The sequence below is a fragment of the Pseudothioclava alba genome, from assembly GCF_033100795.1.
Taxonomy (GTDB): Bacteria; Pseudomonadota; Alphaproteobacteria; order Rhodobacterales; family Rhodobacteraceae; genus Pseudothioclava.
In genome coordinates, this window is the sequence record NZ_JAWLVI010000005.1 from 89651 (window position 1) to 111318 (window position 21668).

Below are 21668 nucleotides of genomic sequence, written 5' to 3' on the forward strand. Positions count from 1 at the left end.
AACAAAGGGGATGTGCGATGACACGCAATTTGGGCGCGGCCGAGCAGGGCCGGTTGATCGCTGCGGGGAAACTTGATCCGGTCGAGCAGGTCGAAGCCTATCTTGAGGCCGCAGCGAGTGACGAAGGCGCGCGGATTTATGCGCGCCTCACCCCTGATCGTGCCCGTTCCGAGGCGCTGGCGGCACATCGGCGCGCGCGCCAGGGGGTATTGCGCGGGCCGCTGGACGGGGTGGCGATCAGCTGGAAGGATCTGTTCGACAGCGCCGGTGTTGCGACCGAAGCGGGATCGAGGCTTTTGGAGGGGCGTGTGCCCGAGGCGGATGCCGAGGTGCTGGCAGCAGCGACGCTGGCGGGCACGGTGTGTCTTGGCAAAACGCATATGACCGAGCTGGCGTTTTCGGGGTTGGGCGTGAACCCTTCGACCGCGACGCCGCCCAATGTCCACGATCCTCGCCTTGCGCCCGGCGGGTCTTCGTCGGGGGCGGCGGTGTCGGTGGCGATGGGCTTGGCTGCGGCGGCGATTGGGTCGGATACGGGAGGGTCGGTGCGCATTCCATCGGCGTGGAATGATCTTGTCGGGCTGAAAACCACGCATGGGCGGCTGTCCACGCGCGGTGTTGTGCCCCTGTGCAAACGCTTTGATACGGTCGGACCGCTGGCGCGCAAGGTCGAGGATTGCGCCCATCTTCTGGCGGTGATGGAAGGGCGCAATTGCCCCGATCTGCGCGATGCCTCGTTGCAAGGTGCGCGGCTTCTGGTGCTGGAGGGGCTGCCGTTTGAAGGCACGCGCGCGGCCCCTGTGCAGGGGTTTGAAGAGGCTGTCGCGCGGTTTGAAAAGGCTGGTGCGGCGGTCGAACGCGGCGCCTTGCCGATGGTGGCGCCTGCGATGGACCTGTCAGGTATTCTTTTTGCACCAGAGGCTTATGGGCTTTGGCGTGATGTGATCGAGGCCAATCCCGACAAGATGTATGCGCTGATCCGCGAGAGGTTTCGTGGCGGGGCAGGGGTCTCGGCGGCGGATTATGTGAAGGGCTGGGACGATCTGCACCGCTACCGCGAAGCCTATTGGGAGGCGACGGCGGGCTATGACGCGGTGCTGGTGCCGACCGCGCCGATCCTGCCGCCCGATGCGGAACGGCTTTTGTCGGATCGGGCCTATTTCGAAAGTGAAAACCTGCTTGCACTGCGCAATACCCGCATCGGCAATATCTTTGGCCTGTGCGTTCTGACCCTGCCGACGGGCTATCCGGCAACCGGTATCAGCCTTATGGCTGCGCCCATGCAAGAGGACCGGTTGTTGCGTCTTGGCATAGCTGCTGAGGCCGCGCTTGGCTGAAATGCAACATTTTGTGCGAACAAGTTGCGGGGATTCATCGCTTTTTCTGGACGAGCGGGAGGCTCTTTTGTAACGTGGTCTCAATAACGGGGCGAAATGACCCCGGCGAATGAGGCACATATGGATTATCCCGAGCGGTTCTCGAACCTGCCCGAATACGCGTTTCCGCGGCTGCGGACGCTGCTTGACTCGCACGCTCCGGGCGGCGAGCCGATTGCGATGACCATTGGCGAGCCACGCCATCCGATGCCTGCGTTCGTGGGCGAAGTGCTGGCGGATAATCTGTTGGGGTTCGCGAAGTATCCCACAAATGAAGGTTCGCCCGAGCTATTGGGCGCGATTTCAGGCTGGTTGGGGCGCCGCTTCTCGGTTGATGTTTCGGCTGACCGGATCATGGCGCTGAACGGCACGCGCGAGGGGCTGTTCAATGCGGCGATTGCGCTTTGCCCCGAGACGAAAAACGGCAAAAAGCCCGCGATCCTTATTCCGAACCCGTTTTATCAGGTCTATGCGGTGGCTGCCGTGACCATTGGGGCCGAGCCGATTTTTGTGCCTGCGGGCGCGGAGACCGGCTTCCTGCCCGATTACGCAAGCCTGCCTGCCGAGGTGCTGGACCGCGTGACGATTGCCTATTTGTGCTCGCCCTCGAACCCGCAAGGCGCGATTGCCTCGCGCGCGTATCTGGCCGACCTGCTGGCGCTGGCCGAGAAGCACGATTTCATCGTCTTTGCCGATGAATGTTATTCCGAGATCTGGCGTTCCGCGCCGCCCCCCGGTGCGATGCAAGTCTCCGCCGAGATGGGCCATGACCCCGAGCGTGTGGCGATTTTCCATTCGCTGTCCAAGCGGTCGAACCTGCCGGGGCTGCGGTCTGGCTTTGTGGCTTCGGGGCCGAAAAATATCCAACGCATCCGCCAGTTGCGCGCCTATGCGGGCGCCCCTTTGCCGATGCCGATTCAGGCGGTTTCGGCGCGGGTTTGGGCGGATGAGACCCATGTTATCGAGAACCGCGCGCTTTACGCCGAGAAATACGACATCGCGGCAGCGGTATTTTCGGGGATGCAGGGCTTTACCCTTCCCGAAGGCGGGTTTTTCCTGTGGCTGCCTGTTGACGATGGCGAAGCAGCAGCCCTGAAATTGTGGCAAGAAACGGGGGTTCGGGTGCTTCCCGGTGCGTATCTCGCACGGGACGTGGACGGCTATAACCCCGGCAAGAATTATATCCGGGTGGCTTTGGTCGCCCCAAAAGAAGAAACGCAGCGTGGCTTGGAAACACTCCGCGACTGTATCTATGCGTGAGGACGGTAAGATGGCATCCTTCCAGGCTCGGCAGCGTGACCCGCTACTGGATCAGAACACTCAGGCGCTTCTGGAGCGGCGCGGCAAGGAACTCCTTGGCGGGGTTCTGATTTTTCTGGGTGTTCTGGCCGCGATGATGCTGGCCAGCTATGCGCCGACCGACCCGAGCTGGATGGCGGCCTCGGACGAGGCGGCGCAGAACTGGCTGGGGCGCATCGGGGCAGGGATTGCCTCGCCGTTGATGGTGATCGTCGGGCATGGCGCGTGGCTGCTGCCCGCCGCGCTTGTGATCTGGGGCGGGCGGTTTGTGCTGCATCGCGGTGAAGAGCGGATCGGCGGTCGCGCGATCTTTTTCCCGATCGGGGTAGCGATGGCGTCGGTTTATGCCTCGCTCTTGGAACCGGGTACGGATTGGGGCCAGACCTTTGGTCTTGGCGGTAATTTCGGCGATATGATTGCGGGCTCGGTCTGGGGGATGTCGCCGGTGTCGGGGAGCCTCGGGTTGAACCTGATTACCGTTCTGTTTGCTGCGCTGACGCTGGTTGTCGGCGCGTTTGTTCTTGGGTTCGTGAAAACCGAAATCCGCGCGATTGTGCGTTTCATGCTTTTGGGCACGGTGGCGGTTTATGCCAGCCTGATGACGCTTCTGGGTAAGGGCGCCTCTGCCTCGGTTATGGCTGCGCGCAGTGCCGCCGAGCATCAGCGCCAGCGCCGTGCCGAGAAAGCCGCCGCCGCCGAAGAATGGGCGGCATGGGAGGCGCAGCGGGCCCAAGCCCAGGAATGGCAGCCCGCTTATCACCCCGAACCGGTCGAGCGTGGCTCGCTTTTGTCGCGGATCATCCGCCCGCAGCAGTCCGAAGAGGTCTTCGAAGAGCTGGAGCCGGAACTGGTCGAGACGCAAGCAGCATGGTTGCCCGAAACCGATGCGCCCACGCAAGAACGCATCCGCGCGCGCATTTCGCAGGCCGTGCAGCAGCGCCAGTTGCGCGCCGAGCCTCCGGTCAGCGCCGAAGCCTATGTGCCCTTGCCCGAACGCGCGCCCGAAGAATTGCCCGCGCCGCCCTCGGTTCTGGCGGCCGTTGCCAAACGCCTTGCCCTTGGCCCGCGCGCGCCGCAAACGCTGCGCCAGACCGAAACCCGCGTCGAACCGCGCCTTGCCGCGCAGCCGATGCCGCAAGAGCCGGTCATGGACTACGCCCCCGCGCCCGAATGGGACGAGGCGCCCGCGCTTTATGCCGAGGATGATTTCGACGCGCAGGCCTTCGCCTATGAAGGCGACGGCTATGCGGATGAGGCCTTTGTCGAGGACGATTACTTCCCCGAGGATCATGAAATTCCTGCCGCCCCCGCGCGGATGGAGCTGAACCGTCAGGTCATCCAGAAGCCCGAGCAACGCCGTGTGGTTATGCCGCAGGTGAAGCCGATTGCGCCCTCGCGCCGCGCAATGGAAGAGGCGCAGCCGCGCCTCGCGCTGGAGCAAAAGGCCCATCCCGCCTATGAAATCCCGCCGCTTTCCCTGCTGATGAATCCCGTCAGCATCGAGCGTCACCAGCTCTCGGATGAGGCGCTGGAAGAGAACGCGCGGATGCTTGAAAACGTGCTCGACGACTATGGCGTCAAGGGCGAGATCGTCTCGGTCCGTCCCGGCCCCGTGGTTACCATGTATGAACTTGAACCCGCGCCGGGCCTGAAAGCCAGCCGCGTGATAGGTCTGGCCGACGATATTGCGCGCTCGATGTCGGCGCTGTCGGCGCGTGTGTCGACGGTTCCGGGGCGTTCGGTTATCGGGATCGAACTGCCGAACGCGCATCGCGAAAAGGTTGTGCTGCGCGAGATCCTGTCTGCGCGTGATTTTGGCGACAGCAACATGAAGTTGCCGCTTGCTCTGGGTAAAGACATCGGCGGCGAACCAATGGTGGCGAACCTTGCCAAGATGCCCCACCTCCTGATCGCAGGGACCACGGGCTCGGGCAAATCGGTGGCGATCAACACGATGATCCTGTCGCTGCTGTATAAGCTGTCGCCCGAAGAATGCCGCCTGATCATGATCGACCCGAAGATGCTGGAACTGTCGGTCTATGACGGCATCCCGCACCTTCTGTCGCCGGTTGTGACCGATCCCAAGAAGGCGGTTGTTGCGCTCAAATGGGTCGTCGCCGAGATGGAAGAGCGCTATCGCAAGATGTCGAAGATGGGCGTTCGCAACATCGAGGGCTACAACGGTCGCGTGAAGGAAAGCCTGGCCAAAGGCGAGATGTTCAAGCGCACCGTGCAGACCGGATTTGACGAGGACACCGGCGAGCCGATCTTTGAAACCGAAGAATTCCAGCCCGCCACGATCCCCTATATCGTGGTGATCGTGGACGAAATGGCCGATCTGATGATGGTCGCGGGCAAAGAGATCGAAGCCTGCATCCAGCGTCTGGCCCAGATGGCGCGCGCCTCGGGCATCCACCTGATCATGGCGACGCAGCGTCCGTCGGTTGACGTGATTACCGGCACGATCAAGGCGAACTTCCCGACGCGGATCTCGTTCCAGGTAACGTCGAAAATCGACAGCCGCACGATCTTGGGCGAGATGGGTGCCGAGCAGCTTTTGGGCATGGGCGACATGCTTTACATGGCGGGCGGCGGCAAGATCACCCGTTGTCACGGGCCGTTCGTGTCGGACGAAGAGGTCGAGGAAATCGTTAACCACCTCAAGAGCTTTGGACCGCCCGAATATATGTCGGGCGTGGTCGAAGGCCCGGACGAGGATAAAGAGGCCGACATCGACGCGGTTCTTGGCCTGAACTCGGGCGGGAACACCTCGGGTGAGGACGCGCTTTACGATCAGGCGGTTGGGATTGTGATCAAGGATCGCAAATGCTCGACGTCGTATATCCAGCGCAAACTGGGCATCGGCTATAACAAGGCCGCGCGTCTGGTCGAGCAGATGGAAGACCAAGGCGTCGTGTCGCCAGCCAACCATGTCGGCAAGCGCGAGATCCTTGTGCCCGAGCAATAAGCGAAACAATTCCCGCGAAAGCGTGATGTAAAGCCCCGCCAAATGTGAAATGGCGGGGCTTTCCTATTTCCTGCGAGCGCGTAGATTGGCCCTATGAAAATACTTCGTTTTGTCTTGCCCGCCCTTGTTGCCCTGTCGACGCCCGCCTTTGCGGAGAGGATCACGCTTGGGGAATTGTCGCGTTATCTGAATGAGTTGCAAACCGCCGAGGCCGAATTCACGCAGGTCAATTCGGATGGCACGATCTCGACCGGCAAACTGTTCATCAAGCGGCCCGGTCGTGCGCGCTTCGAATATGCTCCGCCCGACAAGACGCTGGTGATGGCGGGGGGCTCTCAGGTCGCGATTTTCGATCCGAAGTCGAACCTCGGCCCCGAGCAGTATCCGCTGTCGAAAACACCGCTTAATCTGATACTGGCTGCGAATGTCGATCTGTCGCGCAACAAGATGGTGGTGGGGCATTCCGAAAATGGTGCGAAAACCAGCGTAACGGCGCAAGACCCCGAGCACCCGGAATACGGGACGATCGAGCTGATCTTCACCGGCGCGCCAACCGAACTGCGTCAGTGGGTAATCACCGACGACAGCGGATCGAAAACAACGGTCATTCTGGGCGCTCTCCAAACCGGCGTTTCGTTGGGATCGAGAATGTTCTCGATCCCTGCCGAGATTGAGGCGCGCAAGTAGTTATTTGCCGCAGGAACGGAGTTGCTGGCGATACATCTCGGCACGGGCGGCGACCTTGTTGGCCACATCCAGAAGCCAGCCTTTCGACGCATAGGTTCCTCGCGCGAAACCGCCTCGGCCTTCGTGATAGGCAAGATACTGGCTGCGGGCGTCTGCTTTGGAAATGCCCAGCTGTTCCGACGAGACGCTCATATACCAGCCCATGAAATCGCTGGCGTCCGAGAAACGGTTGCGTTTGGCGCCATAGCTGCGCGTCGCGCGGCGGTATTCGTCCCACGTCGCGTCGAGCGCCTGACTATAGCCATAGGCCGAGCTTTGCCGACCGAGCGGGATGATCCCGAGCGCATATTTATGCGGGGTCTTTGCATTCGAGACAAAGCGTGATTCCTGATGGATCGTCGCCATCAGCACATGAACGGGCACGCCCCATTCGCGCTCGCTGCGTTTCATCGCGGAGTAATACGATGGCTTTTCCCGCGCCAGTGCACATGCGTTATCCAGATTTCTAGGGGCTTTTGAACCGCCCCCGCAGGACGCCAGAACCAGCGCCGTAGTCACAAGAATGATGATCTTTTTCACTGCTCAGCTCATTAAAGGCTATTATTTTTAAGCCATTTTAGCGGAAAATGTCCGGCGTTGAAACACCTGATCTTGGAACTGTTGGCGGGATAACCACAGTTTGTTTCCGGCGATTTTGTGGCAGAAATATGGACAGCATCTTGGTGAAAGATTAGTAACGACTAAACGAGGGGTGAGATGCAGCACACACGCGCGAAATACCACATCGGTCAGATCGTTCGGCACCGCAAGCATCCGTTTCGCGGTGTTGTTTTCGATGTCGATGCGATGTTTTCGAACACTCAGGAATGGTATGACGCCATTCCCGAGGACAGCCGCCCTGTGAAAGACCAGCCGTTTTATCATCTTCTGGCTGAAAACGATAATAGCTACTACGTCGCTTATGTGTCCGAGCAAAACCTGATTGCGGATTACTCGGGCGAGCCGGTCGAACATCCCGATTTGCAGGATTTGTTCGGCGATTTTGAGGACGGGCGTTACCCGCTGCAATTTCAACTAAATTAGGGGCAGCGCGGTCAGCCCGGGTTTTCGGTGATGCCCAGAGGCAGGCGGAAGGCCAGAAGGTTGCGATCATTTTCGCGTCGGTAGCCCAGATCCTCGGCCAGATCCCTGATGAGAAACCAGCCAAAGCCACCTTCCGGTAGTTCGGCGGGCTCGGGTCGTGACGAGAGTGCGGGATCGGGCGCGCGCAGGCAGCCCATCGGAAGCGCCACCCCGTCGTCACTGACCGAACAGCTCAGACCGCGACGGTCGCGCACCATCGAAAGGGTGATCGTTCCGACCCCGTCCTCGCCGTAGCTGTGTTCGACGATATTGTTCAGCACCTCGGCGAGGATCAGTTCAAGCGTGCCGGCCTCGTCAGCGGTTAGCTGGCGCATGAAGCGGGCGATGGCCGCGCGCAGGGCGGTGCGCACCGACAGAGGGTCGGCCGGAAAGCTGTGATGAAAAATCTGCGCTTCAGGTCGCTCGCGTTTTGCTGCATCGCCGAAGCGTGCCGAGCGGTCAACCTGCATGGCGCACCCCTTCGCTCGTCGCGGCTTCGATGGTCTCATGGATCGGGAAGACGCTGTCCATCCGGGTCAGGCGGAACACCTTGGCGACATTCGGCGTCAACCCCGCCAGTTCGAGCGAACGTGTCGGCGCCAGCGATTTCATCACGGCAACCACCGCCCCCAACCCCGAGCTGTCCAGAAAGTCGATGCGCGACATATCCAGGATAACGCGGCGAGAGGGCTGCTGCGTGATCTCGCGCATCCGGTCCTTGAACCGGATCGCGATGGCGGCATCAAGACGCTCTTCTCCGACGTAGACGACAAGCGCACCGGCGCGGGCTTCTGCGGATAAATTCATTACTCACTGGCTCCTGCGGAGATATTTCCGACAAGGCTACGGCGCAAAGCTTACCAAAGCGTATCCAAAGCCGGATTTACTGCGACAGCGGGCTTGCGCGCGGGCGGGGCGCGTGATGAAAAATGGCGTCACCAACCGGCAGGAGAGCATCATGCGCGTCACTTACCCCGATCTTGAACGCACGGTTCAGGCGCTTGTCGCGGGCGAGACCGATGAGGTGTCGCTGATGGCGACGCTGGCCTGCGAGATACATCATGCCGACGACCGGTTCGACTGGACGGGGTTCTATCGGGTGGTGGCGCCTGAAGTTCTGAAAATCGGGCCATATCAAGGGGGGCACGGCTGCCTTGTGATCCCGTTCTCCAAGGGTGTTTGTGGTGCTGCCGCGCGCACCGGAAAAACCCAGCTTGTGCCGGATGTCGATGCATTTCCGGGGCATATCGCCTGCGCCTCCAGCACGCGGTCCGAGCTGGTGATCCCGGTCAATGCGCGCCGTGGCCTGATCGGCGTGCTGGACATCGACAGCAATCAGCCCGACGCCTTTACCGCAGAGGACGCGGCTGCGCTGGAACGGCTTTTGGCCGATGTATTTGGTGCGCTCTGACTTGACGAAGGGCGCTGGTGCCGCCATGCCGCTGCTATGACAGAGTATCGCTACGATCCACCGACCGAGCCACCGCGCATCCTTCATGCGGATCACGAAATCCTTGTGGTCGACAAGCAGGCGGGGCTGTTGTCCGTTCCCGGCAAGGGGCCGGACAAGGCCGATTGCCTGATCGCGCGGCTGGCGAAAATCTACCCGGAGGTGCTGCTGGTGCACCGGCTGGATACCGATACCTCGGGCGTGATGGTCTTTGCGCTGACGCCCCATGCGCAACGCCATCTGGGCTTGCAGTTCGAAAATCGCCAAACCAAGAAAACCTATCAGGCGCTCTTGTGGGGGGAGCTGGCCGAAAAAGAGGGGCGGGTTGATCTACCGCTTTGCGTCGACTGGCCCAACCGTCCGCGCCAGCATGTGAACCACGAACACGGGCGTCCGGCGCAGACCGATTGGCGGGTGATGCGCCATGAGGGCGGGAATACCCGCATTCGCCTGATGCCGGTGACGGGGCGCTCGCACCAGTTGCGGGTGCATATGATGGAGCTAGGCCACCCGATCCTTGGTGATCCGCTCTATGCCGAAGGCCTTGCGCGCGATTTCCCGCGCCTGATGCTGCACGCAGAGATGCTGAAGTTCCGCCATCCCGATGGCGGGCAGCACCTGAGCTTCAGGGCCGAGTGTCCGTTCTAGGGGGTTATCGCTCGGCGTAGCGCTGTTCGGTCAGGGCGTAGCCCCTGCGTTGCGCGCGCCTGCGCCAGAGGTCGGCGGCCATAGCCGCATCGCGCAGATTGGAAAACCATGTGCTGCGCATCCCTGCGGCCCGCCCGCGTCGTCCCCATTCGCGCATGACAAGATATTCGCCGAACAGGTTGTCGGTGACTTCAACGCGGTAGAAGTTGAACCCGCGCGGCCGATGAAGGAGCAGATTGAGCATGGCAGTGTTTCCCCCCGGAAAGCCTGCCCAGAGAATCAGATCGGCGCGCCAAGGTCCAGAGGGTTTTCAACTCCAGCCGACATCGCCGAGGAAAATATATCCCGCCCCGTAGATCGTCTTGATAAGCTTAGGGTTTTTCGGGTCTTCACCCAGTTTCGTTCGCAGCCGCGAGATCCGCACATCCATCGCGCGATCAAAGCTTTCGCCCGCCGCGCCGCCAAGGGTTTCTTGCATCTGCGCGCGGGTAATCAGGCGGTTCGGGCTTTCAAGGAAAAGGCGCAGAACCTCGCCCTCGGCATGGCTGAAGGTGGTTTCCTCGCCACGTTCGTTGACCAGAACATAGCGGTCGAAATGGGCGCGCCAGCCCGCGAATGAGGCGACCATATGCGCGGCGCTGGTTTCTGTGCGCCCCTTGCGCAGGCGCGCGCGGATGCGGGCGACGACCTCGGTCGGGTCGAAGGGTTTGATGATGTAGTCATCAGCCCCCAGTTCGAGCCCCGTGACGCGGTCCTGCACCTGCGCGCGGCCCGAAATGATGATGATCGCGGCGCCCGATTCCAGTGCCAGCCGGTGCACCAGTGCCAGACCGTCCCTGTCGGGCAGGCCCAGATCGACAAGGCAGACATCGGGGGCGGTGCGTTTGAGACCCGCCTCGAACTCGGTCGCGCGGCCATAGCAGGTGGTGCGGAAGCCCGCCTCTTCCAGCGCGTCCGAGAGCATCCTGCGGATCTCGGGTTCGTCATCGAGGATCGCGACATGGGGCAGGTTGGTCATTGGCTGACTCCGGACAATACGGCGGCAAGCTCGCCTTGCGAGAAGGGCTTTTGCAGCACGGGGCAGGGGGCGGATGCGCGCAATATGTCACCCGGCGGCAGAGATGTCATCAGGATCACCGGAAGACGTTGCGCAAGGGCAAAGGCCAGATCGACGCCAGTGCCTTCGCCCGCAAGCTGGATGTCAGAGAGCACCAGTTTCACCTCGGGCAGATCGCTGAGCGCCGTGGCCTCGTCGACCGTCTCGGCCTCAAGCACGGAATGGCCAAGCCCCGTCAGCATGTCGCGCACATTGGTGCGGATCGTATCGTTGTCCTCGACCAGCAGCACCAGCATCGGGCGCGCGCCTTTGGCTTTGCGCAGTGGCAGGCGCATTACAACGCGCGCGCCCATGCCGGTGTTCTCAAGCCTGACCGAGCCGCCCGCGAGTTTCGCCTGATCGTAGACCATCGACAACCCCAGTCCCGAGCCTTCGCCGCCCTTGGTGGTGAAGAACGGGTCCAGCGCGCGCTCAAGAGCTTCGGGCGAGAAACCGGGGCCGGTATCGGCGGCGGAAAACTCGATCCATGTATCCTGAACCGGACGGGCCTCCAGCACGATTTTGCCGCCCGCCGGTGCCATCGCGTCGCGCGCGTTCAAAAGCAGGTTCAGCAAGCTGTCCTGAAGCGGACCGGGGTCAAGCAGAACGGGCGTGTCCAGCCCCTCGATTGTGGTTTGCAGATTGACGTTCTCGCCCAAAGTCGGGCGCGCCATCGCGGCCAGATCCTCGATCAGCGGCGTCAGTTCCACCGCCTGCGGGCGCAGCTCGCGCTTGCCGGAAATCGCGGCGATCCGGTCGAGCAGAGTGCCGCCGCGCCGCGCTGCGGCCAAGGTCGCATGGGCCAGCTCTTTTGCCTCGTCGGGCAGCCCTTCCATCCGCTCGATCCGGCCTTGCAGGCCAAGGATAATTGTCAAGAGGTTCGCGAAATCATGCGCCAGACCTGAGCTAAGCTTGGCCGCCAATTCGCGCTTGGACGCCTGTGACAGCGCCGCGCGGGCCTGTGTTTCGCTGGTGACATCGGTCGAGAGGATAAAGAGGCCCGAGACCTCGCTGTCGCTATCGCGCTCGGGTGTCAGCGCGATGCGGATGCGGCGGCCCGATGGTTCGTGGGTGATTTCCAGAACGCTGGCCTCGCCGTTGAAGGCGCGGATGAAGCTGGGGTTGATCTTCTGGAAGGTCTCTTCGCCCAAAGCCTCGATCGCGTGCTTGCCGATCACCTCGGCGGCGCTGCCGGGCATCACCGAGGACAGCCGCCGGTTCGAGAAGGTGTAGATGTAATTGCGGTTGATATGCGCGATATGCGCGGGCGTCATCTCGGTCACCTGACGGGTGCGGGCCTCGATCGCGGTGATTTCAGCCTTGGCCTCTTCAAGCGCGGCATTGGTTGCGGCCAGCGCGCGGTTCGCCTGCGCCAGCGCCTCGGCATGGTCGAGAACCTGCTCCGAGAGTTCTTCGGACCGCGCGCGCAAGAGCGATTCCTGCCGCTTGATCTCGGTAATGTCGGTGTAGACCGTCACCCACCCGCCTTGCGGCAGAGGCGCACCCTCAACGGCGATGGTGCGACCGTTGGCGCGGGTGCGCTCCATGTAGTGCGCCTTGAAGGTGCTTGCCTGTTCAACGCGGGCCGCGACCGATTCCTCGATGTCGGTCACCTCGCCATATTCGCCGCGTGCGACCAGAAACCGAATCGTATCTTCGAAGGATGTGCCGGGGCGGGTTAGCGCCTCGGGCAGGTTGAACATGAGCTGATAGGGCCGGTTCGACACCGCAAGTTTCAGATCGCTATCGAAAATCGAGATCGCCTGCTGGATCAGGTTCAGCCCTGCCCGCGTTAGCCGTTCGCGTGAATTATCGGTGCTCATGGTATTCTCTCCTGCCCCATCGCTAACACCCTGAAACGCGGGGGCAAAGCGCAGAATGCGCGCTGTAAGAATTCGTAAGAATCGCGAAAAAATCAGGAAATGTTTGACGGAGAACCTGCCGCCGTGACGCAATGGGCGAGAGAGGAATCGCCCTTCGTGCGGAATGCGCCTGAAGATGGGCGCAAGGGAGGAAACATTGGCTGACGCAATCGCCGCAGGAAATGCCCTGCAGTCGATTCCGGCTTTGCTTGCGCGAAACGCTGAGCGTTACGCGCGCATGCCGGCATATCGGGAAAAAGAATTCGGGATCTGGCAGTGCTGGACCTGGGCCGAGACGCAAGAAGAGATCCGCGCGATGGCGCTCGGGTTCCTCTCGATCGGTGTCGAGCGTGGAGATCACATCGCGATCATCGGGCGCAACCGTCCGATGCATTACTGGGCGATGGTGGCCGCGCAGATGTGCGGCGCGATTCCGGTGCCGCTGTATCAGGATGCTGTGGCCGAAGAGATGGCCTATGTTCTGGAAAACTGCGGCGCGCGTTTCGTCGTTTGTGGCGATCAGGAGCAAGTCGACAAGGTTGTCGATGTCGAGGACCGGCTCCACACGATCAAGCACGTCATGTATACCGACAAGCGCGGGATGCGGAAATACGACCACTCGCGCATGAACGCGCTGGAGGATGTGCAATCCGAGGGCCGCGCCGGTCACTACCGCTATGAAGAAGAGCTGAACAAGCGCATTGCCGAGCTGACCTACGACTCGACCTGCGTGATGCTTTATACCTCGGGGACGACGGGCAAGCCGAAGGGCGTGGTTCTGTCGAACCGCAACATTGTCGAGACGGCGAAGGCGTCGGCAAGCTTTGATCGCCTGAAAAAGGATGAAGAGGTTCTGGCCTATCTGCCGATGGCATGGGTTGGTGACTTCATCTTCTCGATCGGTCAGGCCTATTGGGCGGGCTTTACGGTGAATTGCCCCGAAGCGCCCGAAACCATGATGACGGACCTGCGCGAAATCGGCCCGACCTATTTCTTCGCGCCGCCGCGGGTGTTCGAGAACCAGCTCACCTCGGTGATGATCCGCATGGAAGACGCGGGCAAGTTCAAGAAGTGGCTGTTCGATCGCTATATGGCGGTGGCCCGCAAGGTCGGCCCGGCTATTCTGGATGGCAAGCCGGTGTCTCTGGCGGATCGTATCAGCTATGCGCTTGGCGATTTCTTCATCTATGGCCCGCTGAAAAACACGCTTGGCTTCTCGCGCATCCGCGTGGGCTATACCGCCGGTGAAGCGATCGGGCCGGAACTGTTCGAGTTCTACCGCTCGCTCGGGATCAACCTCAAGCAGCTGTATGGCCAGACCGAGGCGTCGGTGTTCATCACCCAGCACCCCGATGGCGAAGTGCGCTCGGATACCGTTGGCGTGCCCTCTCCGGGTGTCGAGGTGCGGATCGGCGACAATGGCGAGGTTTACTACCGCAGCGCGGGCACCTTCGTCGAATATTACAACAACCCCGAAAGCACTGCCTCGACCAAAGACCCGGAAGGCTGGGTCGCGACGGGGGATGCAGGGTTCTTCGAGGAAGACTCGGGCCACCTGCGCATCATCGACCGTGCCAAGGACGTGGGTAAAATGGCCGATGGGCGGTTGTTTGCGCCGAAGTATGTCGAAAACAAGCTCAAGTTCTATCCGAATATCCTTGAGGCCGTCGTCTTTGGCGCAGGCAAGGATAGCTGCACCGCCTTCATCAACATCGACCTGACGGCGGTCGGTAACTGGGCCGAGCGGAACAACATCGCTTATGCCTCGTATCAGGAGCTTGCAGGCCACCCGAAGGTCTACGAGATGATCAAGGCCCATGTCGAAGAGGCAAACGCCTCGGTCGCGCAGGACAAGATCCTGTCGGGCTGCCAGATCAGCCGCTTCCTGATCCTGCACAAGGAACTGGATGCCGATGACGGCGAGATGACCCGCACCCGCAAAGTGCGCCGTAATATCGTCGCTGAAAAATACGCCGATCTGATTGATGCGCTCTATGCGGGGCTTTCGGAAATCTACACCGAAACCGAAGTGACCTATGAAGACGGTCGCAAAGGCTCGATCAAGGCAACGCTGCGTCTGGAAGATGCGCGCGTTGTCGGCGCCACCACCAAGACGCCGGAGGCCGCGGAATGAACGACATGACCGAAGGCTACATCACCGAGGACGGCCGCAAAATCGGCGGCACCTTGATGGAACTGAAAAACATCACGCTGCGCTTTGGCGGCGTGGTCGCGATCAAGGACATTTCCTTCGACATCCGTGACGGCGAGATCCGCGCGATCATCGGCCCGAACGGGGCGGGGAAATCCTCGATGCTGAACGTGATCTCGGGCTTCTATATTCCCACCGAGGGCGAGGTCTGGTTCAAGGGCTACAAGCGCGGGCCGATGCGCCCCTATCAGGTGGCCCAGCTTGGCATTGCGCGGACCTTCCAGAACATCGCTCTGTTCGACGGGATGTCGGTGCTCGACAACATCATGACCGGTCGTCTGACGATGATGAAAAAAGGTCTGCTGGCGCAGGCTGGCTGGTGGTGGTCTGGTGCGGCCAAGGAAGAGGACGAACACCGCGAGAAGGTCGAAAAGATCATCGACTTCCTTGAGATCCAGAACATCCGCAAAACGCCGGTGGGCCGCTTGCCCTATGGTCTGAAAAAGCGGGTCGAACTGGCGCGCGCTCTCGCGGCAGAGCCGAAGATCCTGCTGCTGGACGAGCCGATGGCCGGCATGAACGTCGAGGAAAAAGAGGACATGTGCCGCTTTATTCTTGATGTGAACGATGAATTCGGCACCACGATTGTCCTGATCGAACACGATATGGGCGTGGTTATGGACCTCTCGGACCGCGTGGTCGTTATGGATTATGGCCGCAAGATCGGTGACGGCCCGCCAGACGAAGTGCGCAACAACCAGGATGTGATCGACGCGTATCTGGGGGTGTCCCATGATTAAGCTGGTATCCGTCAAACTGCACTCAACCGAAGCTCTTGCTGCCGTGCTGACGCGCGCGCCGAAGGAGGCCCGCCATGCTGCCTGATCAAATCCTTTTCGCACTGGAAGTGACCGCCAACGGCCTGATGGCCGGGGTCATGTATTCGCTGGTGGCGCTTGGCTTCGTTCTGATCTTCAAAGCCTCGGGCATCTTTAACTACGCTCAAGGCGTGCTGGCGCTGTTCGCGGCGCTGACGCTGGTGGGGATTCAGGAAGGCCAGGTGCCTTTCGCCCATCTGATTAACGCGATGACCGGCCTGCATGTGACCGAGTTCGGCTGGAAAATCCCCGCCCTTCTTGCAATCCTGCTGACGGCTGCCGTGATGGTGGTGCTGGCTATCATTATTGAAAAGCTGGTGCTGAAGCATCTGGTCAACCAGGAACCGATCATCCTGTTCATGGCGACCATCGGCATGGCCTATTTCCTTGAAGGCTTTGGCGATGTGATGTGGGGCTCGGACATCAAGACGCTCGATGTCGGCCTGCCGCAGGGCATCAACGAGATGATCGAAAGCGCGACCGACTCGATGCTGGGCTACGGCTTCTTCATCGACAACCTCGACATCGTGGCGACGATCGTGGCGATCCTGCTGGTGACGGCGCTGACGCTGTTCTCGCAGTATTCCAAGCAAGGCCGCGCGCTGCGCGCCGTGGCAGACGACCACCAGGCCGCGCTGTCGGTCGGTATCTCGCTGCGCTTCATCTGGGTTCTGGTCTGGTCGATCGCGGGCTTCGTGGCGCTGGTCGCCGGTATCATGTGGGGCTCGAAATCGGGTGTGCAGTTCTCGCTCTCGCTGATCGCACTCAAGGCTCTGCCGGTGCTGATGCTGGGCGGCTTTACCTCGATCCCCGGCGCTATCGTTGGCGGCCTGATCATCGGCGTGGGCGAAAAACTGTTCGAGTTCTTCGCCGGCCCCCTGATCGGTGGCGCGACCGAGAACTGGTTTGCCTATGTGCTGGCGCTGGTCTTCCTCGTCTTCCGTCCGCAAGGGCTGTTCGGCGAAAAGATCATCGAGCGGGTGTGAGGAGCAATCGCAATGGCTGCTTTCATCCAGATATATGCAAAAACCTGCAATCAACTGGCGGTGAACGCTAACATTCTTCTTGATCGGATTTCCGAGGTGCGACATCCTGACGCAGATACGGCCGCTCACGGGTTGGGAGGCCCGGGCCGGATCGTCTGGACGCATGTGCAACCCTTCGGGGCGGCACAAAGGAACGGGAGATCCTTTGATCATGAAAATCTGTGCAACCGTGTTCACGATAGGCTGGGGCGCCGCGCTGGCCTTCGGATGGATCGCCTTGGCCGCGCCTGCGGACGAGCCGGCCGGATTGCAAACACTCAATATGTTGCTGGCTGCGGCCGGAGCGGGCGCCGGGATGTGGTCCTGGCTCAGGATCCGGCACGGCGGCTGCTGACGGGGGAGCATAATTTCCCCCATACCTTCAAAGGGGGGGAAATCTGATGTTCTACCGCGAGGCTGGTGATTTCAAAACGTCCTACCGCGACGACAGCCAGACATTCCCGATCAAGTTCGATCGCCTGCGCTATTTCTTTGTGCTGGCGGCCGCCTACGGGATCATTCCGCTCTTCATCAACGACTACTGGGCGAACGCCGTGTTCGTGCCCTTCCTGATCTACTCGATCGCCGCGATCGGGCTGAATGTTCTGGTGGGCTATGCGGGGCAGGTAAGCCTTGGCACCGGCGGCTTTATGGCTGTGGGCGCCTATGCGGTCTACAAGCTGATGACCGCTTTCCCCGAGGTTTCGGTCTTTGTCCACGTCCTGCTGGCCGGTGGGATCACCGCTGCGGTGGGCGTTCTGTTCGGCCTGCCATCCTTGCGGATCAAAGGGTTCTACCTTGCCGTGGCGACGCTGGCGGCGCAGTTCTTCCTTGTCTGGCTCTTCAACAAGGTGCCGTGGTTCTACAACTACTCGGCTTCGGGCCAGATCAACGCCCCCGAGCGCACCGTCTTTGGCGTGTTCGTGACCGGCGCGCAGACCTCGGCTACCGCGAAATACATGTTCTGCCTGATCATGTTGACCATCGTGGCCCTTGTTGCGCGTAACCTGACGCGCGGCACCATCGGGCGCAAATGGATGGCGATCCGCGACATGGACATCGCCGCCGAGATCATCGGGGTGAACCCGCTGACGACGAAAATCTCGGCCTTCGCGGTGTCGTCCTTCTTTATCGGGATCGCAGGCGCGCTGTTCTTCGCGGTCTACCTTGGCGCTGCCGAAGTGGGCGAGGCGTTCGGCATCTCGAAATCGTTCCTTGTTCTGTTCATGGTGATTATCGGCGGTCTTGGCTCGATCTTCGGGTCTTTCGCGGGGGCTGCGTTCCTCGTGCTGCTGCCGGTGTTCCTGAAGAATACGCTCGTTGGCGCGCTTGGCTGGCCGACCGATCTGGCCGCCCATATCGAGCTGATGATCGTGGGGTCTTTGATCGTGATCTTCCTGATCGCGGAACCCCATGGCCTCGCGCAACTGTGGCGCGTGGCAAAAGAAAAGCTCCGGCTTTGGCCTTTCCCGCACTAAGGGGCGGGCCACCAAACTATCCGAAAACGGGGGCGGAACCCCCGACGGATCCAATCACTTGTTCCTGGGAGGAGAACTCTATGAAGAAAACTTTTGCAGCAATCGTGGCCGCGGCCGTGACCGCAAGCGTGGCTGCTCCGGCGCTGGCCGACATCGTCGTGCCGAACCTGAGCTACCGCACCGGCCCCTATGCCGCGAACGGCATTCCCTATGCTGACGGCTTCAACGACTACATGACGCTTCTGAACGAGCGTGATGGTGGTGTCGGCGGCGAAAAGATCGTCGTGCCGGAGTGCGAGACCGCCTATAACACCGAAAAAGGCGTTGAGTGCTACGAGGCCACCAAGGGCGACAACGCTGTTGTCTACAACCCGCTCTCGACCGGCATCACCTACCAGCTGATCCCGAAGGTCAACGTTGACAACCGCGTGCTTTATACGCCGGGCTATGGCCGCACCTCGGCTGCGAACGGCAAAGTGTTCGAATGGGTGTTCAACTACCCGGCGAACTACTGGGACGGCGCTTCGATCGCGATCAAGCACCTGCTGAGCAAGAACGGTGGCGATCTGAAGGGCAAGAAAGTCGCCCTCGTGTTCCACAATTCGGCCTACGGTAAAGAGCCGATCCGCACCCTTGAGGAACTGTCGAAGAAGCATGGCTTCGAGCTGTCGACCATTCCGGTTGACCACCCGGGCCAGGAGCAGAAATCGCAGTGGCTCCAGATCCGCCGCGACAAGCCCGACTACGTTCTGATGTGGGGCTGGGGCGTGATGAACCAGGTCGCCATTCAGGAAGCCGTGAACATCAAGTATCCGATGGAGAACTTCATCGGCGTCTGGTGGTCGGGTTCGGAAAACGACGTGGCTCCGGCTGGCGACAAAGCTAACGGCTACACCACGATCTCGTTCCACGGCACGGGCGCTGACTATCCGGTCTATGCCGACCTCCAGAAGTATGTGGTCGACGCTGGTAAAGCCGCAGGCGCAGGCGATCAGGTCGGCACCATGCTCTATTCGCGTGGCATGTATGCGGCGATGATCATCTCGGAAGCGATCCGCACCGCTCAGGGCATGGCCGGCACTTCGGCAGTGACGCCGACGCAGGTTCGCGACGGTTTTGAAAACCTCGACCTGACCGAAGCCCGCCTTGGCGAGCTTGGCCTGCCGGGCTTTGCGCAGCCGATCAAGGCATCGTGCGCTGACCACGGTGGCCCGGGTTCGGCCCAGATCTTCCAGTGGGATGCCGCTGGCAAGAAATGGAACCCGGCTTCGGACTGGATCACCTCGGACGCCGAAGTGATCGACATGCTGGTTGCCGAAGACTCGGCTGCCTTCGCCTCTGAGAACAACATCGCAGAGCGCTGCAACTAAGACCCTCTCCGGTCCGGGCACCGCGCCCGGGCCGGACCACCCGCAATACCCAAGAGGTGACCCATGCTCGACGCCACCCCTCAATCCGCAGAACAGGATGCTCTGCTGGAAGTGAACAATATCGAGGTGATCTACAACCATGTGATCCTCGTTCTGAAAGGCGTGAGCCTGAAAGTCCCGAAAGGCGGCATTACCGCGCTTCTGGGCGGTAACGGCGCAGGCAAGACGACGACGCTGAAGGCAGTGTCGAACCTGCTCAAGTCGGAACGCGGCGAAGTGACCAAAGGCAACATCATCTACCGCGGTGACCGCGTGCAGGATATGTCGCCCGCCGATCTGGTGCGCAAAGGCGTGATCCAGGTGATGGAAGGCCGCCACTGTTTCGAACACCTGACGGTCGAGGAGAACCTTCTGACCGGCGCCTATACCCGCACCGACGGGCGCGCCGAGGTCATGAAAGACCTCGAGATGGTCTATAACTACTTCCCGCGCCTAAAAGAGCGCCGCAAATCGCAGGCGGGCTATACCTCGGGCGGGGAACAGCAGATGGTCGCGATGGGCCGCGCGCTGATGAGCCGCCCCGAAACGATCCTGCTGGACGAACCCTCGATGGGTCTGGCGCCGCAGCTTGTGGAGCAGATTTTCGAGATCGTGAAAGCCGTGAACGAAGGCGAAGGCGTGACCTTCCTTCTGGCCGAGCAGAACACCAACGTCGCGCTGCGCTATGCGCATTACGGCTATATTCTGGAATCGGGCCGGATCGTGATGGACGGACCAGCGGCGCAACTGCGCGAAAACCCCGACGTGAAAGAGTTCTATCTCGGCATGTCGGATGACGGGCGCAAGTCGTTCCGCGATGTGCGCAGCTATCGCCGCCGCAAGCGCTGGCTCGCGTAAGTAAGGTATTGAAGTTAAACAAATGTTGCGCGGGAGTGTGCCGCGCAGCTCGGGTAAGGACTGCCTGAAAACGAGGGGGCTGTGCCATGGGCCGCTACTACGACGATCTCGAAACTCGCTCGGCCGATGCGCGCGCTGCCGCCTTGGCCCGCGATCTGCCGCAGGTTCTGGCGCGGGCCATGCAGGCGCCGGGCCTGAGGGCGCATCTTGGCGAGATCGACCCGGCCAGTGTTACCTCTCTGGCCGATCTGGCCAGGCTTCCGGTCCTGCGGAAATCGGATCTGGGTTCGGCACAGAAGCAATCCGCCCCGTTTGGCGGTTTGACGACGAAGCCGGCCCATGCCTTCGCCCACATTTTCCAATCGCCGGGGCCGATCTACGAACCCGGCGGTGTCAGCCACGATTGGTGGCGGCTGGGGCGCTTCCTCCACGCCTGTGGGGTGGGCGAAGGCGATATAGTTCAGAACTGCTTTGGCTATCACCTGACGCCGGCGGGGATGATCTTTGAAAACGGTGCGCGTGCTGTCGGCGCAGCCGTTCTGCCCGCTGGAACGGGCCAGACCGAATTGCAGGTGCGTGCCGCCGCTGACATCGGCTGCACCGTCTATGCAGGCACGCCCGACTATCTGAAGGTGATCCTTGATAAGGCCGCCGAGATGGGCGAGGCGCTGAAATTCACCAAGGCTGCCGTGTCGGGTGGCGCGCTGTTCCCGAGCCTGCGTCAGGAATATGCCGATCGCGGGATCACCTGCCTTCAGGCCTATGCGACGGCGGACCTTGGCAATATCGCTTACGAAAGCCCCGCGATGGAGGGGATGATTGTTGACGAGGGCGTGATCGTCGAGATCGTGCGCCCCGGCACTGGCGATCCGGTTCCGGCGGGCGAGGTGGGCGAGGTCGTCGTGACCACGCTGAACCCCGACTACCCGCTGGTGCGGTTTGCGACTGGCGACCTTTCTGCGGTGATGGCGGGCGCAAGCCCCTGTGGCCGCACCAATACCCGCATCAAGGGTTGGATGGGGCGCGCCGACCAGACCGCCAAGATCAAGGGGATGTTCGTGCGTCCCGAGCAGGTCGCGGCCTTTGTCGCGGCTCATCCGGAGGTGCTGAAAGCGCGCGTTATTGCGACCCGTCAGGGCGAGATGGACGCGATGACCATCCGTATCGAGACCGAGGCGGCTGATGCCGAGCGTTTCGCAGGCGGGGTAGTCGCCGCGCTCAAGCTCAAGGGGCAGATCGAACTGGTCGCGCCGGGGGCACTGCCCAATGACGGTGTGGTGATCGAGGATCAGCGCAAATACGACTGATCCCGCGCTAACGAATTGAACGCGGCGGGTCGTGGTCTACACGACCCGCCGTT

The 21668-nt window shown here is 61.3% G+C and carries 21 protein-coding genes; 15 read left to right on the top strand and 6 right to left on the bottom strand.

Annotated features, from left to right (window positions below):
* Positions 1-17 precede the first annotated feature (17 nt).
* The 4 genes from RYZ20_RS12185 (at position 18) to RYZ20_RS12200 (ending at position 6330) form a co-directional block, all read left to right on the top strand.
* Positions 18-1337: an amidase gene (locus RYZ20_RS12185; RefSeq protein WP_317673863.1), complete on the top strand. Its 1320-nt coding sequence runs from the start codon at positions 18-20 to the stop codon at positions 1335-1337.
* 120 nt (positions 1338-1457) lie between these two features.
* Positions 1458-2636 (top strand): aminotransferase class I/II-fold pyridoxal phosphate-dependent enzyme, encoded by a 1179-nt coding sequence (locus tag RYZ20_RS12190; protein ID WP_317674142.1) that lies wholly within the window; start codon positions 1458-1460, stop codon positions 2634-2636.
* 10 nt (positions 2637-2646) lie between these two features.
* On the top strand, positions 2647-5643 hold the full coding sequence (locus RYZ20_RS12195; RefSeq protein WP_317673865.1) for a DNA translocase FtsK: 2997 nt from the start codon (positions 2647-2649) through the stop codon (positions 5641-5643).
* Positions 5644-5736: 93 nt separating this feature from the next.
* Positions 5737-6330 carry a LolA family protein gene (locus RYZ20_RS12200; RefSeq protein ID WP_317673867.1) on the top strand — a complete coding sequence of 198 codons (594 nt, stop codon included), beginning with the start codon at positions 5737-5739 and terminating at the stop codon, positions 6328-6330.
* Here the strand turns inward: RYZ20_RS12200 and RYZ20_RS12205 are convergent, their stop codons facing one another.
* Positions 6331-6909 (bottom strand): transglycosylase SLT domain-containing protein, encoded by a 579-nt coding sequence (locus RYZ20_RS12205; protein ID WP_317673869.1) that lies wholly within the window; start codon positions 6907-6909, stop codon positions 6331-6333. It abuts the gene before it with no gap.
* A gap of 177 nt (positions 6910-7086) precedes the next feature.
* On the opposite strand from RYZ20_RS12205, the gene hspQ reads away from it, so the two are divergent.
* A complete protein-coding gene (gene hspQ, locus RYZ20_RS12210; RefSeq protein WP_317673871.1) occupies positions 7087-7413 on the top strand; it encodes a heat shock protein HspQ in 327 nt (108 codons plus the stop codon).
* 11 nt (positions 7414-7424) lie between these two features.
* On the opposite strand, the gene RYZ20_RS12215 is transcribed toward hspQ, so the two are convergent.
* Both RYZ20_RS12215 and RYZ20_RS12220 read right to left on the bottom strand, forming a co-directional pair.
* Entirely contained in the window at positions 7425-7922 is a 498-nt protein-coding gene (locus RYZ20_RS12215) for an ATP-binding protein (RefSeq protein ID WP_317673873.1), read from the bottom strand.
* Positions 7912-8259 carry an STAS domain-containing protein gene (locus RYZ20_RS12220; RefSeq protein WP_317673875.1) on the bottom strand — a complete coding sequence of 116 codons (348 nt, stop codon included), beginning with the start codon at positions 8257-8259 and terminating at the stop codon, positions 7912-7914. Before RYZ20_RS12220 ends, RYZ20_RS12215 begins: the two co-directional genes overlap by 11 nt.
* Before the next feature lie 151 nt (positions 8260-8410).
* Here RYZ20_RS12220 and RYZ20_RS12225 point away from each other — a divergent pair, with 151 nt between their 5' ends.
* The gene (locus RYZ20_RS12225; RefSeq protein ID WP_317673877.1) at positions 8411-8863 is read left to right on the top strand and encodes a GAF domain-containing protein; all 453 of its coding nucleotides are present in this window, start codon (positions 8411-8413) and stop codon (positions 8861-8863) included.
* A gap of 36 nt (positions 8864-8899) precedes the next feature.
* Entirely contained in the window at positions 8900-9550 is a 651-nt protein-coding gene (locus RYZ20_RS12230) for an RluA family pseudouridine synthase (protein WP_317673879.1), read from the top strand.
* Between the two features lie 4 nt (positions 9551-9554).
* Here the strand turns inward: RYZ20_RS12230 and RYZ20_RS12235 are convergent, their stop codons facing one another.
* The 3 genes from RYZ20_RS12235 to RYZ20_RS12245 form a co-directional block, all read right to left on the bottom strand.
* Positions 9555-9794, bottom strand: a complete 240-nt coding sequence (locus RYZ20_RS12235) for a WGR domain-containing protein (protein ID WP_317673881.1) — start codon at positions 9792-9794, stop codon at positions 9555-9557.
* 66 nt (positions 9795-9860) lie between these two features.
* Positions 9861-10568, bottom strand: coding sequence for a response regulator transcription factor (locus RYZ20_RS12240; RefSeq protein WP_317673883.1), 708 nt, complete (start codon positions 10566-10568; stop codon positions 9861-9863).
* Positions 10565-12469 carry a PAS-domain containing protein gene (locus RYZ20_RS12245; protein WP_317673885.1) on the bottom strand — a complete coding sequence of 635 codons (1905 nt, stop codon included), beginning with the start codon at positions 12467-12469 and terminating at the stop codon, positions 10565-10567. The genes RYZ20_RS12240 and RYZ20_RS12245 overlap by 4 nt, the downstream gene beginning before the upstream one ends.
* A gap of 175 nt (positions 12470-12644) precedes the next feature.
* On the opposite strand from RYZ20_RS12245, the gene RYZ20_RS12250 reads away from it, so the two are divergent.
* From RYZ20_RS12250 to RYZ20_RS12285, 8 genes are all read left to right on the top strand, one after another.
* Entirely contained in the window at positions 12645-14642 is a 1998-nt protein-coding gene (locus RYZ20_RS12250; RefSeq protein WP_317674144.1) for an AMP-binding protein, read from the top strand.
* Positions 14639-15460, top strand: coding sequence for an ABC transporter ATP-binding protein (locus tag RYZ20_RS12255; RefSeq protein ID WP_317673887.1), 822 nt, complete (start codon positions 14639-14641; stop codon positions 15458-15460). Before RYZ20_RS12250 ends, RYZ20_RS12255 begins: the two co-directional genes overlap by 4 nt.
* A 74-nt stretch (positions 15461-15534) precedes the next feature.
* Positions 15535-16524 carry a branched-chain amino acid ABC transporter permease gene (locus RYZ20_RS12260; protein WP_317673889.1) on the top strand — a complete coding sequence of 330 codons (990 nt, stop codon included), beginning with the start codon at positions 15535-15537 and terminating at the stop codon, positions 16522-16524.
* A 205-nt stretch (positions 16525-16729) separates the two neighbouring features.
* Entirely contained in the window at positions 16730-16918 is a 189-nt protein-coding gene (locus RYZ20_RS12265; RefSeq protein ID WP_317673891.1) for a hypothetical protein, read from the top strand.
* 46 nt (positions 16919-16964) lie between these two features.
* Positions 16965-18041 (top strand): branched-chain amino acid ABC transporter permease, encoded by a 1077-nt coding sequence (locus RYZ20_RS12270; RefSeq protein ID WP_317673893.1) that lies wholly within the window; start codon positions 16965-16967, stop codon positions 18039-18041.
* 80 nt (positions 18042-18121) lie between these two features.
* A complete protein-coding gene (locus RYZ20_RS12275; protein ID WP_317673895.1) occupies positions 18122-19411 on the top strand; it encodes an ABC transporter substrate-binding protein in 1290 nt (429 codons plus the stop codon).
* Positions 19412-19474: 63 nt separating this feature from the next.
* A complete protein-coding gene (locus tag RYZ20_RS12280; protein ID WP_317673897.1) occupies positions 19475-20308 on the top strand; it encodes an ABC transporter ATP-binding protein in 834 nt (277 codons plus the stop codon).
* Between the two features lie 86 nt (positions 20309-20394).
* Positions 20395-21615, top strand: a complete 1221-nt coding sequence (locus RYZ20_RS12285) for a phenylacetate--CoA ligase family protein (protein ID WP_317673899.1) — start codon at positions 20395-20397, stop codon at positions 21613-21615.
* The last annotated feature ends 53 nt before the right edge of the window (positions 21616-21668 follow it).

What these genes read in the sequence shown, in the direction of transcription:
- hspQ (WP_317673871.1), top strand. Translation starts at nt 7,087, where the DNA reads ATGCAGCACACACGCGCGAAATACCACATCGGTCAGATCGTTCGGCAC.
- RYZ20_RS12195 (WP_317673865.1), top strand. Translation starts at nt 2,647, where the DNA reads ATGGCATCCTTCCAGGCTCGGCAGCGTGACCCGCTACTGGATCAGAAC.
- RYZ20_RS12200 (WP_317673867.1), top strand. Translation starts at nt 5,737, where the DNA reads ATGAAAATACTTCGTTTTGTCTTGCCCGCCCTTGTTGCCCTGTCGACG.
- RYZ20_RS12220 (WP_317673875.1), bottom strand. Translation starts at nt 8,259, where the DNA reads ATGAATTTATCCGCAGAAGCCCGCGCCGGTGCGCTTGTCGTCTACGTC.
- RYZ20_RS12245 (WP_317673885.1), bottom strand. Translation starts at nt 12,469, where the DNA reads ATGAGCACCGATAATTCACGCGAACGGCTAACGCGGGCAGGGCTGAAC.
- RYZ20_RS12275 (WP_317673895.1), top strand. Translation starts at nt 18,122, where the DNA reads ATGAAGAAAACTTTTGCAGCAATCGTGGCCGCGGCCGTGACCGCAAGC.
- RYZ20_RS12270 (WP_317673893.1), top strand. Translation starts at nt 16,965, where the DNA reads ATGTTCTACCGCGAGGCTGGTGATTTCAAAACGTCCTACCGCGACGAC.
- RYZ20_RS12285 (WP_317673899.1), top strand. Translation starts at nt 20,395, where the DNA reads ATGGGCCGCTACTACGACGATCTCGAAACTCGCTCGGCCGATGCGCGC.
- RYZ20_RS12240 (WP_317673883.1), bottom strand. Translation starts at nt 10,568, where the DNA reads ATGACCAACCTGCCCCATGTCGCGATCCTCGATGACGAACCCGAGATC.
- RYZ20_RS12255 (WP_317673887.1), top strand. Translation starts at nt 14,639, where the DNA reads ATGAACGACATGACCGAAGGCTACATCACCGAGGACGGCCGCAAAATC.
- RYZ20_RS12250 (WP_317674144.1), top strand. Translation starts at nt 12,645, where the DNA reads ATGGGCGCAAGGGAGGAAACATTGGCTGACGCAATCGCCGCAGGAAAT.
- RYZ20_RS12185 (WP_317673863.1), top strand. Translation starts at nt 18, where the DNA reads ATGACACGCAATTTGGGCGCGGCCGAGCAGGGCCGGTTGATCGCTGCG.
- RYZ20_RS12190 (WP_317674142.1), top strand. Translation starts at nt 1,458, where the DNA reads ATGGATTATCCCGAGCGGTTCTCGAACCTGCCCGAATACGCGTTTCCG.
- RYZ20_RS12215 (WP_317673873.1), bottom strand. Translation starts at nt 7,922, where the DNA reads ATGCAGGTTGACCGCTCGGCACGCTTCGGCGATGCAGCAAAACGCGAG.
- RYZ20_RS12260 (WP_317673889.1), top strand. Translation starts at nt 15,535, where the DNA reads ATGCTGCCTGATCAAATCCTTTTCGCACTGGAAGTGACCGCCAACGGC.
- RYZ20_RS12225 (WP_317673877.1), top strand. Translation starts at nt 8,411, where the DNA reads ATGCGCGTCACTTACCCCGATCTTGAACGCACGGTTCAGGCGCTTGTC.
- RYZ20_RS12280 (WP_317673897.1), top strand. Translation starts at nt 19,475, where the DNA reads ATGCTCGACGCCACCCCTCAATCCGCAGAACAGGATGCTCTGCTGGAA.
- RYZ20_RS12230 (WP_317673879.1), top strand. Translation starts at nt 8,900, where the DNA reads ATGACAGAGTATCGCTACGATCCACCGACCGAGCCACCGCGCATCCTT.
- RYZ20_RS12235 (WP_317673881.1), bottom strand. Translation starts at nt 9,794, where the DNA reads ATGCTCAATCTGCTCCTTCATCGGCCGCGCGGGTTCAACTTCTACCGC.